Consider the following 14,560-nt stretch of genomic DNA (forward strand, 5'->3'; position numbering starts at 1 on the left):
TACCGGTCGAACCCTCAGCGGCCTGCGCGATCCAGCTCCACGACGAGCGGCCGGTGATCCGAAATGGGCATCGTGGGTGTGCTCGAGCGCACCGCGACGAGACCGGGGTCGTCGGTCAGCACGTAGTCCAGCTGACGCTCCGGCGAATCGGCGGGGAAGGTGGGGGCAGAAACGAGTGAGCGCAGCCGCGACCAGCGGCGCACCGACGCCGGGTTCATGTTCAGGTCACCCGTCAACACGCGCGGGCCGGGCAGGCCACGCAGGTCGCGGACCAGCCGCAGGAGTTGGCGTCGGTTCCAGCCCGGCACGAACGACAGATGCGTGTTGGCCACCGTGAGCACGCCGAGCGGCGTGTCGAAGCGACCGATGACCGCCGCCCGCGGTTCCTCGTCGACGATCAGCACCCGTTTCGGCCCTGGCAGGTACATCGGAAACCTCGTCGGAATCCGCGGCAATCGGACCACCTGCCAGCTGGTCGCCGGGTGGCGCGAGAGCAGCGCGACGCCGTAGCCACCGGTGCCTGGGGCCTCGGTTCCCGTTGCCGCCATCCACGTGGCGCCCGGGGTGCCGGCGATGGCGGCGACGAAGCGGTGACTGGTCGCCTGCATGGCGTCGGCGGCGACGGCCGTCAGATCCGCCATCCCCGACCTGGGCTGGTCGCAATCGACTTCCTGCAGCGCAAGCAGGTCGACGTCGAGATCGGCGATTACCTGGCGGAAACGGTCGATGTCGACGCCGTCGTCGACCTTGTGGGCGTGCAAGATGTTGAACGTGGCCATCCGCATGGGTACCAGGTACCCACGATGAGCGACGCCCTAGCACCTGATCACCTCCACCCCGTTGATGGGCTGCGTGAGGCGCTGCGGCGCGCGGCCTCCGCCCTCAAGGCCAACGGACCGCGGTTCGCTCTCGGCGGCAGCTACGCGCTGTGGGTGCACGGTGCGCCCGAGCCCGTCCACGACGTCGACCTCGCCGTCGCGGAGTCGGACGTGGAACTGGCGGTGACCACCCTCGCCGACGCCGGGTTCACGATCGAACGGCCCGTCGAGGACTGGCTGTTCAAGGCGTATCTGGACGGCGCGCTCGTCGACGTTCTGCACCGGCACAACGGGGTGCCGGTCGACGCGGCGATGCTCGACGCCGCCGAGGTGCACGACGTGCTCGCGATCGCGATGCCGGTGTTGCCACCGATGTTCGTGGTGACGCAGAAGCTGTTGTCGCTCAACGAACATCACTGCGACTTCCAGCCGCTTCTGCCGGCGTTCCGCGCGGTGCGTGAGCGGATCGACTGGTCGCGGCTTCGTGAGGCCACGGCCGACAACGACTTCGCCGTCGCCTTCCTCGTGCTCGCCGACCGGTTGGGGATCAGCGACCGGTCGTGAACCGGGAGGTCACCACACCTCGCCGTTGCGCCAGTCGCACGTGATCTCGGCGGAGGTGTCGAGGGTGATGCCGTCCGGTAGGTCGATCGGCAGGACGAACGTCGACTCGTCGTCCTCGGGGGTAGGGGTGATGCCCGCCGGCGCCAGCACCGACGTCGTGCCCTGCCACTGCAACCAGCCGCGCGAGACGTACAGGTTCCTGCCCGCTTCCGTCGAGCTGAGCGCGCCGATTTGGTACGCGCCGCGCAGCACCTGCTCGAGGGCATCCATCACGGCGATCGCCAGGCCCTGACCGCGCCAGTCCTCCCGCACCGCGACGGCTTCGAGGTAGCCGCACCGCAGCGCGGTGTCCTCGTAGATCATCCTGCGCTGCACCACCGCGCCGTGCGCCACCAATGCGCCGTGATAGCAGATCAGGGCGTGCATGCCGCCGAGAGCGTGCTCCCAATCGGCGTCGGTGAAGTCGAACTCGCTGCCGCCGAACGCGTCGATGACCATCCGGCGGGCGCCCTCACGGGTCTCGCCGTCGAGATCGGAGGTGTGAACCAGGCGTGCGGTGTGGACCTGGGTGTGCACACGTCGTTCCTACCAGGCGGAGCCGATGCGCGTCGCGCTCACTCCACAATCGGGCGGCGTGGCCGCGACCAGTGCAGCCGCACGTACTGACCCGGTCGGATCTGGGCCAGCTTGTCGATGTCCTCGTCGGCCACCACGCCGATGACGGGATATCCGCCCGTCACCGGATGATCGGGGCCAAGGATCACCGGTAACCCGTTCGGCGGCACCTGGATTGCGCCGCGGGTGGCGCCCTCGCTGGGCAGCTGGCGGTCGGGCCACCGGTGCTGCAGCGGCCTGCCCTCCAGGCGCATGCCCACCCGGTCGCTGCGGTCGGTCGCGACCCAGATGGTGTGCACCAGCGCGTCGGGGTCGGTGAACCAGTCGTCGCGCGGGCCGGGGACCACCATCAGTTCGAGCAGGCCGCCCTGTGCGATGGCGGCGACCGGCGCCTGTTCCAGTTCGGGGAAGTCGGCGGTGTGGTCGCCGACGTGCAGGACGTCGCCGGGTTGCAGGGGCTGCGGGCCGATCGCCGACATTACGTCGTAGCTGCGCGACCCGAGCACCGGTTCGACGTCGATGCCACCGCGGACGGCCAGGTAGCTGCGCAGCCCGGAGTGCGGTGCGCCCAGCGAGATCACCTGTCCGTCGTGGGCGTAGTGAATGCTGTTGGTGCCGAACGGAACTCCGTTGACGGACGGATCGGTGTCGGCACCCGTCACGGCGATCGCGACGTCGCCGCCCCGGACCCTGGCGGAGAAGCCGCCGAACGTCACCTCGACGGTGGCGCGGTCGTCGGGGTTGGCGACCAGTCGGTTGGCCAGCGTGTGCGCGCGACGGTCGGCGGCACCCGAACGGGTGACGCCCATGTGCGCCAGGCCCGGCCTGCCGAGGTCCTCGACGAGGGCCAGCGGGCCGGTCCGCATGATTTCCAGGGTTGGACTCATGACTGGCCTCCTACCCGATCGCCCGGAAGCGGACGGTCAAACCGGGGGTGAGCAGCGCCGGTGGGTCGCGGTCGAGGTCCCAGAGCACGGCGTCGGTGTGCCCGATGAGCTGCCAGCCGCCGGGTGATTCCCGCGGATAGATACCGCTGAACTCGCCGGCCAAGCCAACCGCCCCGACCGGCACGCGGGTCCGCGGCTCGGCCCGACGCGGGACGTTGAGGCGCTCGTCACCGCCGATGAGGTATGCGAAACCCGGTGCGAAGCCACCGAATCCGACGCGCAGCGGGGTGGAGGTGTGGGCGGCCACCACCTCGTCGGGGGTGAGTCCGGAGAGCCGGGCGACCTCGTCGAGGTCTGGGCCGTCGTAGACCACGTCGATCTCCACGTCGGCGCGCCGGTCGATCGGTGCGGTGATCTCGTCGACGGCGACGTGGTCGATGCGCAGTTTGCCGAGCCGCTGCCGGATCGGTTCCCGGTAGCGGGGACCGGCGAGCTTGAGCAGCACGGTTCGCGACGCGGGTACGACGTCGAGGACGCCGAGCAGGTCCGCGTCACGCAGCGCGTCGTTCCACGCCAGAACTTCGGCAGTGCTTTCGAACTCGAGCAGCAGCGCCTGGTCACCGTAGTCACGGACTGAACCGATAACCATCAATTCGGCTGTCATGGTCATGTGCATAAGCTACCCACGAGTAGGGAGCATTATCCGCGGCCTTAGTACCTCGCCAGAGGAGCCTTAGCAAAGGCTCATACGGCAGGTTGATAGGTGGGTTCGCGGCGCTTGATGGCCGCGATGACCCGGTAGGTGATGGGCAACATCACCACTTCGACGGCGGTCTTGTAGAACCAGCCCAACGCGGTGTAGACGGCCAAGTCCTTGAACGTGGTGATGCCGATGGCGCTTGCCGCGATGGTGCAGAACACCAGCGTGTCACCGAGTTGGCCGGCGAACGTCGAGCCGACCAGTCGGGCCCACAGATGCTTCTCCTTGGTGCGCTCCTTGATCGCCACCACGACCCACGCATTGATCGTCTGGCCCACGATGAAACCGGCGAGCCCGGCGACGATCAGCTGCGTGTAGGCGTGCACGACGTTCTCGAACGCCGCCTGGTTCTCGTAGAAGTCGGCCGCGGGAAGGTAGATCGTCACCCAGAACGCGGCGGCGGCGAGCACGTTCATCGAGAAGCCAAGGAAGATCGCGCGGCGGGCGGCCTTGAACCCGTACACCTCGGACAGCACGTCGCCGATCACGTACGTCAGCGGAAAGACGATGAACCCACCGTCGGTGATGATCGGGCCGAACGCGACGCCCTTGGTGGCAGTCACGTTGGAGATGATCACCAGTGCGGTGAAGACCGCGACGAGGATCGGGTAGTAGGTGGATCCGACCCGAGCGAAGCTGGCATGTTCTTCTCGGGTGTCGTCGAGTTCTGTCACCCGGTCATCTTGTCAGGCGAGGACCTTGGCGATCATCGGCGGCAGACGGTCGGCCACCATGGCGTAGGACAGCACGGTGGCGAACGTGATGGCGCCGGCCAGGTCCTTGCCGGTGAGTACGTTGCGATTCGTCTTCGTCGCCTTCAACTGCGCGAACGTCGGGTCGGCCAGCAGTGCCGCCTGCTCCTCGTCGCTTTCGGTGGTCCAGATCAGCACGTCGGCTTGGTTCAGCACCGACACCGCTCGGTCACGCGGGACCAGGGCGTGGTCGCCCTTGACGTAACTGGCGATGCCGTCCCCGATGACGAACCCCATCTGCGTGAGGAACTCGGTGCGCCATCCGGCTGCGGTGATCTCGGCCGCATCGCCGGTCAACGCGCCGCGCACCACGAAGACCTTCGTGCCGGTGAACGAGGGGTTGTTCTTGCCTGCGTTGACGAACTTGTCGTCGAGGTCGGAGATGAGCTTGCGCATCTCGGCGTCCTTGAACACGGCTTGGCCGATGACGGCGGCCTGCTCCTTCCAGGGTTCGAAGAAGGCGTTCTGGCCGGATTGCGCGACGGTCGGGGCGATCGCCGACAGTTTGGCGTAGCTGTCGGCGTCCAGGCCGGCGTTGGTGGCGACGATGAGATCCGGTTTGAGTGTGGCGATCTGGTCGATCTGCAGGCCGTTGGACAGATCCAGCACCACGGGCTGCGCGGAGCCGAGTTGTGGCTGCGCCCAAGGCCATACGCCGAATGGTTGGTCGCCGAACCAGCTCGTCACGGCAACCGGAACGACGCCGACTGCCAGCAGGTCGTCCTGATCGGTGTATCCCGCGCTGACGACCCGCTTGGGTGGCCCGGCGATCTTCGTCTCGCCGAAGGCGTGCTTGATGGTGACGGAGCCGTCCTTGGCTACCTCGCCGGGCTTGTCCGGACTGCAGGCCACGGCCGTAACCGCCAGGCCCGCGGTCATCGCCAGGAAACTTCGCCGGGACCACGTTGAGCGCACGCGGCGAGCGTAACCGCTAACCGATGGTGAAGCTGCCGAACAAGACCGGGGCGAGGCCGAGTCACGGCAGCCCCTCTGGACGCTGGAGACACTGGAGTCGCCGCGGTCACCCGCCCGGGTCACCACCGAGATTGCCCACCTCCGCGCGACTTTTTCGCGGTCGCGGACGCCAATCACGAAAAAGTCGCGCAAAGGTGGGCAATCGGAATCCCACTTGCGCCCCGGGACGCCTGTGGCAGTCGAGGTTTCGGCGGTCAGACCTCGTCGTCGACGTCCTTGATGCCGCTCCGGATCTCCTCGCGGGCGCGGCTCACGGCCTCGCCGACGCGCTCGCGGGCCTCTTTCGCCACGGCACCGACGTCGCGGCGTTCCCGGCCGAAGGTGTCGCGCACGTCGCCGCCCTGCGTGGCGACCGTCGCGACCGCGAATGCCGCGTTGAACGCCGAGGCCGTCACGGCGCCCTGAGCGCGCGCGACGGTCTCAGCGACATCGGCGGCGCCGACGACGACGGCATTCGGCAGCGTGGCCTGCTGGCCGACGTATTCACCGACCGCGGTGCGCACCCGGCCGCCAGCCTCGGTCACGACGTCGCGAACCGAGGTCCCCGTGCGCGTGAACGCCGTGGGCAGCGTTGCGCCGCCGCGAATCTCGCTGATGACCGTGGCCGGAGCGTGCGCGACGGCGACGGATACGTCGGTGGCGGCGTCGACCAGTTGTGTGCTCAAGCCCTGGCCGGCGACGAGCTGCCGTTCCAGAACGTGGCGGATGACGATGCCGCGCGTCGATTCGGGCTCGTCCGAGTCGTCCTCGGTGCGGACGACCTCTGCGGTCATGTCGGTCGGCTCGAGCTCGATGACCTCCGCGGCTGCGTCGGCTTCTTCGACGATGGTCTCTTGGTCTGGCATCAGGTTCCTCCGTTGCGATCGCGTCGTTCAGAACCCGGCCAGTTCACACGGCTTGATCGACTCGCAGTTGGCGAGCCGATCAAGCGCGCGTGAACCCCGTGTTGCGATATCAGCTGACGCCGACGACTTCCTGCGCAATGGCCGCAATGCGGGTTTGAGCGGCGGACACGATGCCGTGGCGGTTCTTGTGGGCCTCCTCGTACGCGATGATCGCGCGGACGTCGGCAGGAGCGGCGAGTTCCTTGACCGCCGCGACCGCTTCGGAGACGTTCAGGTCGTCGTAGTCGGCGATCGGGAGCTCGGTGACGTTCAGAACACCGGTACCGCTACGCACGGAGTGGATAGCGTCGGCGGCGTCATTCGCGCCCTGGTCCCGCGACGTCGCCTCGGCCGCCTCCAACGCGGCGTCTCGTGACGACGTGAGCGTCTTGACGGCCACTTCGCCGGCATGCGCGCCGCGGCTGAGCAGCTCGCTGAGCGCCGGCGGCGCCGAGCGGACCGTGTCGACGGCCCGGTCGATTCGACGTGCGGACCACGACGCCGGCACGTTGACCAGCTTGATCGCGGTTCCTGCCGCTGCCTGCAGCGGCGTGCGTCGCAGTGCGGCCGGACCGCCGAGCGCGTCCTCGGCCAGCACGGTCGTCAACCAGGTCACGGTCGCCGAGTGCGCGTCGATCAACCGGGTCGCGAGCTTCTCGACGTCGCCCTCACCGGCGGAAACGGCGAGAGCCTTGATGTAGCGGGCACGGTCGAGGAGTTGGTGTTCGAGCGCCAGGTCCCCGAGCAGCGCCTCGTCGAACGGCTGAGCCTGCTCGGTCAGTGCCTTCACTGCCGCCGCGGCCCGGCCGATGAACGGCCCGATCACGTCGGGAAGCCCGCCCAGCTGGCGGATGGCCGACTCGATGGCCTCCGCGCGCTCGCGGGCGTTGGCAGCGTTCTCAGTGAGTTCACGGCGGACGGCGTCCGTCCTGGCCTGCGCAATGCGGGTCTGCGCAACCTGGATCTCGGTGTTGGTCAGTTCGAGAGCGGCGCGCAACTGCGCGACCAGCGTCGTCGTCTGTGTCTTGGTCGTCTGTGTTTTGGTCGTCTGTGTTTTGGTCATGGTGTTTCCCCGTTTCGGCTGTGCGGATTTTGTCGGCGCGGGCTGCACCAGTGGTTCGGCTACCCGGCTGCGGCGGGAAGCTAAACCGACGCCGGCGTGGCCCAGGTCACTCCGTGGCGCCGCCGGCCTGGATGAAGCCCTTGGTGCGCATCAGGAAGTCCGCAAGGTAGCCGTCGTGCGGAATGTGCGGCGCCGCATGGTGAGTGGGGATCGGACCGCGGAAGACGTTGGTGACGGTCGGCTCGGCAAGCAGTCGCTCCACGATGTCGTCGTCGATGGTGATTGCGTTGACCACCAGAGAGTTTCGCAGCGGGACCAGGCCGTCATCGCGTACCCAGCTCGACACCCAGACGCAGGGAAACGGCAGTTCGACGTTGATGACGTGCGGGTCGGGCCGTCGCAGCAGGTGCACGGCCGGGCGCAGTGCGGCGTAGCCGTCGCCGAGGTCGGCGACCACCTGGTCGGCCCCGAGCACCGGCACCGACCCACCAGCCGTCTCGGCGAGATATTTCGCAAGTGCCTGGGCGGTCGGCACGGGAGTGGTTGGAAGGACCGCCTTTTCGTCGGTGTGGGGTAGCGGTGTCTGCGCCGACAGCCGTTCGGCGATCGCGTGGGCGAGCGGTTCGGCGTCGCCCTCGTAGAGCACGGCGGTGGCGTTGACGCAGGCCATGCCGCCCAACGCGGCGACCGAGTCGATGATCACGTCGAGGTGTTCGCGCCAGTCCTGCTCGGCGGTGATCAGGATCTTCGTGCGGCCCGGCCCATTGATCAGCACCGTCGGATCGTCGGCGTAGCGGTCGGCCACGTCCTGCCCGCCGTACACCAGGGCGAGGTCTGCGGCGCGGACGAGTTCGTCGGCGGTGTCGTGGTCGGTGGGCAGGAACAACGCGTCTTCGTCGCGAAATCCCGCTTCGCGCAACGCCATGACGAGCCGGTGGGCGGTGAACGGCTCACGACGTGACGGCCGAACGGCCACCCGATAACCCAGGGCGAGGGCCTGCGGCCACAGGCCGTGCACACCGGGGGCATTGCCGGGGGCGTGGACGGCCAGCACCTCGCCGCGCCGCGCCCACACCGCGCCACCGATCCGGCTGGGTAGCTGCCGCCAGTCCAGGGCGGCGCCGGTCGGGCGGGCCGGCCGGACTGCGTCGAACGTGGTGGCCAGGGAGTCCGCGACCACCTGGGCGCCAGCCCGGGCCACGGCCATCGGCAGCCCCGACACCCGGCACGTGAGTGCGACGAAGTCGTCGAGGGTCAGGCCGGCGATCGACGACGTGACGAAGATGCCGGCGGCGTCGGCCAACCGCCCCTCTCGTTCGGGCAGCGGCAGCGGTGGCACCATGCGTTGCGCACCGATCGCGCGGGTGACGAAGAGTCGCGGCACCAGGCTCATCTCGGCGACCGGAGTTCCCGCCGTGTCACGGATGAGTTCGCGTTTGCGCGTGCGGTATTCGCCATCGGGACCGAGGGCGTCGAGCGCGACGATGTCCACGATCAGTACACGCCCTCGATGACGGGCTCGCCGCCGAACACCGCGACCGGTGCGACGTCGCTGATCGAGTCTCCGACGTGCCCGGCGGGTCCCGGTACCCGAATCGCGGTGTCGCGCTCCAGATTGTTCGGAACGAACATGCCCTTGCTGACGTGGTTCATCACGACCTGGCCGCGCTCGCCGTACGGCACCCGAGCGCCCGTGGCCGGGTCGATCACCCAGAACACCACGTACGGAGTTCTCGGGTCGAAGACGAAGGACTGGTCGTCGGTGACGCGGGTGGCGGCCTGCGACAGGATCATCGTGCTGCCGAACACGGTGCCAAAGGTGGTGTCCGGGAACACGTCACGGAGCACGTCGAGCGTATCCAGGTCGACGTGCGCGCCGCTGAGCAACACGTATCGGATCCGCTCGTTGACAAGCGCGACCACGTGGTCGTCGCGGGCCATTGCCTCCAAGAGCGGAGGGGTCGTGTGCAGGTTGGCGACCAACTGGGTTTCGAGGATGAAGCGTGCCTGCTCGAGGAGGTGATCGACGTAGGCGTCCACCTCGGTAGTCGCGCCGCGGGCGGTGAGCTTCTTGACCCAGCGCGGATCGAGGTCGATCGGGTGGAAGGTCGAGCCCAGCCGCTCGGCGACCTCGCGGTCGAAGTGGCCGACACCGTGCGGACCACTGGGCATCATGCACAGCAGGCCGTGGCCCGGTACGAAGCCGCCGGCGGTGAAGTCCTCGACTTGCCAGCGGGTGACCTGTTCGAGCCAGTCGGGCAGTTGCGCCGTGCGCTTAGGGGCACCTGTCGTGCCGCCGGATTCGTAGATCCGCGGCATCGGCAGCGGCGATCCGTAGCCGCGGGGGACGAGGTCTTCGACTGGCACGCTTCGCAATTGGTCAGTCAGGTTCGGGAACAGCCGCAGATCGTCGAACGTGCGGACGTCGGTCACGGGGTCGAAGCCGAGGTCCTTTGCGGCACGCAACCAGAACGGCGACCCGGTGTCGGCGCCGAAGTGCCACGCGATCGCCGCGCGCAGGAAGGCGTCCGCATCGGCGGGCGGCGTCTCGCGGGGTACGTCGAGCAGCGAGAAGTCGGCCACGTGTTCATGGTCCCGCAGCCGGCGGGGCGTAAGCGGTTGGCGCCGTTGAACGTTGGGTTGCTACTCGGCGAACTGCCAGTGTCAGGAGTGGGCGAGTCGCTTGTTCGCCAACCGGGTCAGCCACGCCGGGGAGAACCTGGCGGCCGTCGCCATGGCCTTGGCTTGCGTACCGACCGGGAAGTGCACCTGGTGCAGCAGCCGGCGCGGCCGCGACGGGTCGACGGCCTTGAAGATGTCGTCGGCGACGTCCTGCGCGGTCAGGCGGATGCCCAGCGAGTCCGTCGTCCCGGTCTTGATGTCATCGGTCATCGCGGTCTGCACGTACAACGGCCACATCGCGACGACGCGGATGCCGTACCTGTTCCACTCGATGTCAAGCGCCTCGGTGATGGCCCGCACGAAGAACTTCGTCGCGCTGTAGTTCGCGAGCTCGGCCTGTCCGTAGATCGCCGACGCGGACGACAGGTTCACCACCACGGAGCGGGGCGTGGACTTCAGGTAGGGGAACGCGGCGTGCAGGCCGTTGACGACGCCCTTCGCGTTGATGTCGATCTCCTTGTGGTGCGCCGTGACCGCGATGTCCTCGAAGCGCCCGGCGAGCAGGATGCCCGCGTTGTTGATCATCACGTCCAACCGACCGCCGGCGGCCTCCACGAACTCGGCGACGCGCTGCGCCATCTCGTCGGCGTCGGTGACGTCGAGATGACCGGTAATTACCCTTCCGAGCTGCTCCGATTCCGCCGCCAACGACTTCAGGCCGACCTCGTCGATGTCGTATGCCCCCACGGTGTAGCCGTTCCTGGCGAAGGTCAGCGCGGTCGCCCGCCCGATTCCCGCGGCGGCGCCGGTAATGAAGACCGACTTCTCGTTGTTCATGGGGTCATGATGTCTCGTGCGGGTGCATGCTTGAGGGGCACCGAAGGAGTGGTCATGGGAATTCTCGTGCGCCTAGCGCTACCAGGTCTTCTAGCCGTCCTCGGATGGGCCGGATTGATGACCGCGCCCGCGGCCCTCGCCGACTGCAACAACTCGAGCGCAACGACCGTCTGCGCGCAGGGTGACATCCGGGGCACGCACGCCAGGCCGCCGGCCAGGCCCGCCTACCCGTATGCGTTCGGGTACGGCTGCGGATACCTCTGCTACGGCGGCGGGGTGTCTGTCATTCTCGGGCCGTAGGGGGTCTAGGTCACCGCCAGCGAGGCCCCGAGGCCGATCATCGTGACGGCGATGACGCCGTCGAGGATCCGCCAGGTCAGTGGCGTGGCGAACAGCCCGGCCAGCCGTCGAGCACCGAACCCGAGGCCGACGAACCACACCGCGCTGGCCGTCACCGCACCGACGCCGAACAGCCAGCGGCCACCCTGCTGCTGGTTGGCCAGGGCGCCGAGCAGCACGACGGTGTCGAGGTAGACGTGTGGGTTGAGGAAGGTCAGTGCTGCGCCCGTCAGGAGTACCGCGCCCAGCCGTGTCGGCGCGGCATCCGACGGATTCAGGGACGACGGCCGCCATGCGCGTCGCGCCGCCAGTAGGCCGTAGCCCACGAGGAACGCGGCGCCGCCGAACTTCGCGACGTCGATCGCGCTGGGATGCGCGGCTACCAGCGCTCCGAAACCGAAGATGCCTGCCGAGATCAGCACGATGTCGGAGAGCGTGCACATGGCCACCACGGGTAGGACGTGCTCGCGGCGGATGCCCTGGCGCAGGACGAAGGCGTTCTGCGCGCCGATGGCGGCGATCAGGGTGAAGGACGCGAGGAATCCGACGAGGAGGGGCGAGTTCATGGGTTCGACGCTATGGGTGGGCAGAGCCGCAGTACAGCTAATGATTCTGATGTCTGTTAAGTATCGCTAATGCGACCTTCGGGGCATACATCGTTCACCAACGCAACGATGACCGCAGCCAGGACAAGGGTAGGAGGTTGAATAATGCCGCCTAGCGCTTGGCGATTCCGGACATCGTGAGCTGCACCGCGTACTCGGCAACCTCGTCGATGGTCAGCTGCGACCGGGCTTCGCTGTACCACTCCGTCGTCCAACTGCACATGCCAATGATCAGCAGCGCGTGAGGGATCACCGGAACTTCCCGGAACAAGCCGGCTTTCTGGCCGGCCGAGAGGATATCGGCGACCCTCCGAATGTAGTCGGTCTGCTCGGCACGCAACTGATCAGCGCGCGGCCCGCTGAGCTTGCCCAGCTCGGCGAATTGAATACGGAAGACATCGACGTTGGACAAGAGTTGGCGGACGTGGTTGCGAATGACCTCGGGCAGGGAGACGTCGGGCGCCAAATCGGCGCCGAACATCGCGTCCGAGCCTTCCTTGACCGCCTGGCCGGCACGCCAGATCAACTCGTAGAGAATGTCGTCTTTGGACTTGAAGTAGTGATACACGGCCTGACGACGAAAACCCAGCTGCTCGGCGACGTCATTCAGATTGGTTTCACGAAATCCTTGCTCCGCGAACAACTTCTGCGCAGCCTGCAAGATCTGTTCGCGCTTGTCGCCCGGGTCAACGGACGGGGCGACCGCTTTCGTGCCGCGACGGCGCCGCTCTTCTCGAGCATCGGCCACGAACACTGGCATACCCTTCCGGCTTCGGGTGAGACGCGACAAACTGCTTGCCCGCAAGTAGGCGAAGCTACTGTACGACGTCCGCGGTCGAAGAAGTCATCGGGTGAGTTTTTCCACGGGCGCGAACTTCGCTTCACCGCCGTCGAGGTGCTCGTGCAGCCACCGCTCACGGGCGGCTCGCCGGCGGCGATCGATCAACCCGGCGACGCCGGGAATCCGCCGCCGCGCGGTCTCGCGGAGGTAGTTCGGCACGAAGCTGGCCAACGGGATGTAGCGCCACAGACCTGGGTCGGGAAGGCCGGCGGCCCGATAGGTGTCGGTGGGAACGTAGTACGCGGCCAGCCCCAACTTCACCCGGTAGTTCAGCTCACCAGCCAGTCGGCGTAGTCCGTGTGAGTCCTGCTTGGGCTGGTAGTTGCTCATGAATGACTGGGTGAGGTGACGGAAGTCCGCGCTGTCCTCTTTGTCGGCGGACAACAGGATGAGCAACTGCGCCCGGAAACCGTCCGCCACGGTTTCCGGATACCAGGCCGGTTGGACACCCATGAGATGACCGATGTACCGCCATTGGTGCATCATCGCGAGGATGTCGTGGTCGGTGGGGCGGTAGCCGAGCAGTTTCAGCGTCTGTCCCGGAACGAACGAGCTCGCCAGCAAGGTCGAGAACGAGTCAGCCTGGCTCAGCGGCATGCCCAGCCACGCGCTGTCCCATTCGGGATGCGGCAACAGGGTGCGGCGGATGATGGAATGCAGAATGCGGACCATGACCGCCGAGCGGCGGCCGATGCCGCCAGCGCGAAGCGCCCCGGGCTCGGAGACGTCGACACAAAACCGACTGGTTTCCAGAAATCGGCCGAAGGCGCTTCCGCCGGTATAGGCGCCGGTGAGGATCAGTGGCTTGGCGACGGTCGGCGTGCGGTAGCCGTTGAACGTGATCATGCCGAAGAACTCGTAAAGCCCGTGGCCGTAGCGGCGGAACACTTCCGCCCCGTGCTCCACGAGATCCCAGTCGAGCCAGTCGGGTTCAGTGTCCAAGTCCTTGAACAGAGCCGCCAGCTCCACGGGTGCGTCGGTCACGCTGTCGATCCCGTCGTTGAGCGCTTGCTCGACGAATTCGCGCGCCCGCTTGCGATCCGGCCCGGAGAACGCGGCGTTGATGTACGCGTCCGACAGCACGTCACCCTCGTTCATCGCGGCCCCGTACCCGTGGATGACGTTCTCGGGGAGGGACATGTCGGCGCCCGCGATGTGTTCCAGACGTCGTTTGAGCTTGCGACCGCGATCGGTGTCAATGTTGCGGAAGTAGGAGAAGGCGGTGGGCGGGGCAGCCTGCGGCATAGCGAGAATCCTTTCGTGGGTGGCGCGGAAGATCACGACGCTCGTTGACCGGCACGACGAGCTGACTAGGCATGTCGGTCGCGGGGCAGACCGAAGTGGTGTTCGCCGGGCGCGTCCAACTGAATATCGATGGCATTGCAACGAATAGCGAAGGCCCAGACCACCATTCGCGCGTCTGCAATGCCGTCGTCCCCCGACAGCTGCAGCGCCAGCTCGGCGGCCTCCTCGAACAGCGCACCCTGATAGCCGCGAGCGGTCTGGAGCTCCGAATGTTCTGCCTGGACTTGGTTTGTCATGTCGGGGCGGCCGTTTAGAACCGAGCGCAGACGCGAACGTATCTCACCGTGGTTCATGTCTCCGGCACCCGCTGTACCTGGTAGCGCAGCCGCCCCGTCATACCGACGCCGTTGACGAAAACCATCCTTGCCACTTCCGGCGTCTCCTTTCGGCCTGTAGCTGCGGTTGCCGAACCCACGAAGGGTTACTCACTCAAGCGGCAGACCTTCAAAGGCCGACTTGCTTGCTTGTAAGCAAGGTACGTCATCTAGACCTGGAGCGCAAAGGATGCTCGCCGAGTGGACCGATCGGCCGTCCAAGGCGATGAACTGCATAGAGCTTGTTGGTCCGCACTGTGCGCCCACCCGCTGCCTATCACCTACCGCAACGTACGTCTCGTTGCTTGCGCGCAAGTCGCATGTAATAGTTGCCGGCATGCCCGTCCTCGATGAAGCGGATCGATCGCTCCGCCGGCCT

The 14,560-nt window shown here is 67.2% G+C and carries 17 protein-coding genes; 2 read left to right on the forward strand and 15 right to left on the reverse strand.

What is annotated here, in order from left to right; all coding sequences use genetic code 11:
- Nucleotides 1–14: 14 nt before the first annotated feature.
- On the reverse strand, nt 15–785 hold the full coding sequence (locus N536_RS0100945; RefSeq protein ID WP_029111892.1) for an endonuclease/exonuclease/phosphatase family protein: 771 nt from the start codon (nt 783–785) through the stop codon (nt 15–17).
- 18 nt (nt 786–803) lie between these two features.
- Here N536_RS0100945 and N536_RS0100950 point away from each other — a divergent pair, with 18 nt between their 5' ends.
- Entirely contained in the window at nt 804–1,382 is a 579-nt protein-coding gene (locus N536_RS0100950) for a hypothetical protein (RefSeq protein ID WP_051574131.1), read from the forward strand.
- A gap of 9 nt (nt 1,383–1,391) precedes the next feature.
- Here N536_RS0100950 and N536_RS0100955 read toward each other — a convergent pair whose 3' ends face one another.
- The 10 genes from N536_RS0100955 to N536_RS0101000 all read right to left on the reverse strand — a co-directional run bounded on the left by N536_RS0100955 (nt 1,392) and on the right by N536_RS0101000 (nt 10,777).
- Nucleotides 1,392–1,958 (reverse strand): GNAT family N-acetyltransferase, encoded by a 567-nt coding sequence (locus N536_RS0100955; protein ID WP_029111894.1) that lies wholly within the window; start codon nt 1,956–1,958, stop codon nt 1,392–1,394.
- Between the two features lie 38 nt (nt 1,959–1,996).
- Nucleotides 1,997–2,884, reverse strand: coding sequence for a 5-oxoprolinase/urea amidolyase family protein (locus N536_RS0100960; protein ID WP_029111895.1), 888 nt, complete (start codon nt 2,882–2,884; stop codon nt 1,997–1,999).
- 10 nt (nt 2,885–2,894) lie between these two features.
- The gene (locus tag N536_RS0100965) at nt 2,895–3,554 is read right to left on the reverse strand and encodes an allophanate hydrolase subunit 1 (RefSeq protein WP_029111896.1); all 660 of its coding nucleotides are present in this window, start codon (nt 3,552–3,554) and stop codon (nt 2,895–2,897) included.
- Nucleotides 3,555–3,628: 74 nt separating this feature from the next.
- A complete protein-coding gene (locus tag N536_RS0100970) occupies nt 3,629–4,318 on the reverse strand; it encodes a queuosine precursor transporter (protein WP_029111897.1) in 690 nt (229 codons plus the stop codon).
- Nucleotides 4,319–4,330: 12 nt separating this feature from the next.
- Nucleotides 4,331–5,311 (reverse strand): ABC transporter substrate-binding protein, encoded by a 981-nt coding sequence (locus N536_RS0100975; RefSeq protein WP_029111898.1) that lies wholly within the window; start codon nt 5,309–5,311, stop codon nt 4,331–4,333.
- 254 nt (nt 5,312–5,565) lie between these two features.
- On the reverse strand, nt 5,566–6,216 hold the full coding sequence (locus tag N536_RS0100980; RefSeq protein WP_029111899.1) for a hypothetical protein: 651 nt from the start codon (nt 6,214–6,216) through the stop codon (nt 5,566–5,568).
- Nucleotides 6,217–6,325: 109 nt separating this feature from the next.
- Nucleotides 6,326–7,318 (reverse strand): hypothetical protein, encoded by a 993-nt coding sequence (locus N536_RS0100985; RefSeq protein ID WP_036434925.1) that lies wholly within the window; start codon nt 7,316–7,318, stop codon nt 6,326–6,328.
- Nucleotides 7,319–7,424: 106 nt separating this feature from the next.
- A complete protein-coding gene (locus tag N536_RS0100990; protein ID WP_029111901.1) occupies nt 7,425–8,804 on the reverse strand; it encodes an aldehyde dehydrogenase family protein in 1,380 nt (459 codons plus the stop codon).
- A gap of 8 nt (nt 8,805–8,812) precedes the next feature.
- A complete protein-coding gene (locus N536_RS0100995; RefSeq protein ID WP_029111902.1) occupies nt 8,813–9,901 on the reverse strand; it encodes an AMP-binding protein in 1,089 nt (362 codons plus the stop codon).
- Nucleotides 9,902–9,982: 81 nt separating this feature from the next.
- Entirely contained in the window at nt 9,983–10,777 is a 795-nt protein-coding gene (locus tag N536_RS0101000; protein ID WP_029111903.1) for an SDR family oxidoreductase, read from the reverse strand.
- Between the two features lie 54 nt (nt 10,778–10,831).
- Here N536_RS0101000 and N536_RS37015 point away from each other — a divergent pair, with 54 nt between their 5' ends.
- Nucleotides 10,832–11,077, forward strand: a complete 246-nt coding sequence (locus N536_RS37015) for a hypothetical protein (RefSeq protein ID WP_155948365.1) — start codon at nt 10,832–10,834, stop codon at nt 11,075–11,077.
- A gap of 5 nt (nt 11,078–11,082) precedes the next feature.
- Here N536_RS37015 and lysE read toward each other — a convergent pair whose 3' ends face one another.
- From lysE to N536_RS0101025, 4 genes are all read right to left on the reverse strand, one after another.
- On the reverse strand, nt 11,083–11,682 hold the full coding sequence (gene lysE, locus N536_RS0101010; RefSeq protein WP_029111904.1) for an L-lysine exporter: 600 nt from the start codon (nt 11,680–11,682) through the stop codon (nt 11,083–11,085).
- 151 nt (nt 11,683–11,833) lie between these two features.
- Nucleotides 11,834–12,475: a TetR/AcrR family transcriptional regulator gene (locus N536_RS0101015; RefSeq protein WP_197040038.1), complete on the reverse strand. Its 642-nt coding sequence runs from the start codon at nt 12,473–12,475 to the stop codon at nt 11,834–11,836.
- A gap of 90 nt (nt 12,476–12,565) precedes the next feature.
- Nucleotides 12,566–13,807, reverse strand: coding sequence for an oxygenase MpaB family protein (locus N536_RS37020; protein WP_051574132.1), 1,242 nt, complete (start codon nt 13,805–13,807; stop codon nt 12,566–12,568).
- 65 nt (nt 13,808–13,872) lie between these two features.
- Complete coding sequence (locus N536_RS0101025) at nt 13,873–14,160, reverse strand: hypothetical protein (RefSeq protein WP_155948366.1); 288 nt, start codon at nt 14,158–14,160, stop codon at nt 13,873–13,875.
- Nucleotides 14,161–14,560 lie beyond the last annotated feature (400 nt).

The sequence above is a fragment of the Mycobacterium sp. URHB0044 genome (genome assembly GCF_000620625.1).
Lineage (GTDB): Bacteria > Actinomycetota > Actinomycetes > Mycobacteriales > Mycobacteriaceae > Mycobacterium.

Coding starts and splice junctions, on each gene's coding strand:
- lysE (WP_029111904.1), bottom strand. CDS start 11,682: ATGAACTCGCCCCTCCTCGTCGGATTCCTCGCGTCCTTCACCCTGATC.
- N536_RS0100985 (WP_036434925.1), bottom strand. CDS start 7,318: ATGACCAAAACACAGACGACCAAAACACAGACGACCAAGACACAGACG.
- N536_RS37020 (WP_051574132.1), bottom strand. CDS start 13,807: ATGCCGCAGGCTGCCCCGCCCACCGCCTTCTCCTACTTCCGCAACATT.
- N536_RS0100965 (WP_029111896.1), bottom strand. CDS start 3,554: ATGACCATGACAGCCGAATTGATGGTTATCGGTTCAGTCCGTGACTAC.
- N536_RS0100945 (WP_029111892.1), bottom strand. CDS start 785: ATGCGGATGGCCACGTTCAACATCTTGCACGCCCACAAGGTCGACGAC.
- N536_RS0101000 (WP_029111903.1), bottom strand. CDS start 10,777: ATGAACAACGAGAAGTCGGTCTTCATTACCGGCGCCGCCGCGGGAATC.
- N536_RS0100960 (WP_029111895.1), bottom strand. CDS start 2,884: ATGAGTCCAACCCTGGAAATCATGCGGACCGGCCCGCTGGCCCTCGTC.
- N536_RS0100950 (WP_051574131.1), top strand. CDS start 804: ATGAGCGACGCCCTAGCACCTGATCACCTCCACCCCGTTGATGGGCTG.
- N536_RS0100980 (WP_029111899.1), bottom strand. CDS start 6,216: ATGCCAGACCAAGAGACCATCGTCGAAGAAGCCGACGCAGCCGCGGAG.
- N536_RS37015 (WP_155948365.1), top strand. CDS start 10,832: ATGGGAATTCTCGTGCGCCTAGCGCTACCAGGTCTTCTAGCCGTCCTC.
- N536_RS0101025 (WP_155948366.1), bottom strand. CDS start 14,160: ATGAACCACGGTGAGATACGTTCGCGTCTGCGCTCGGTTCTAAACGGC.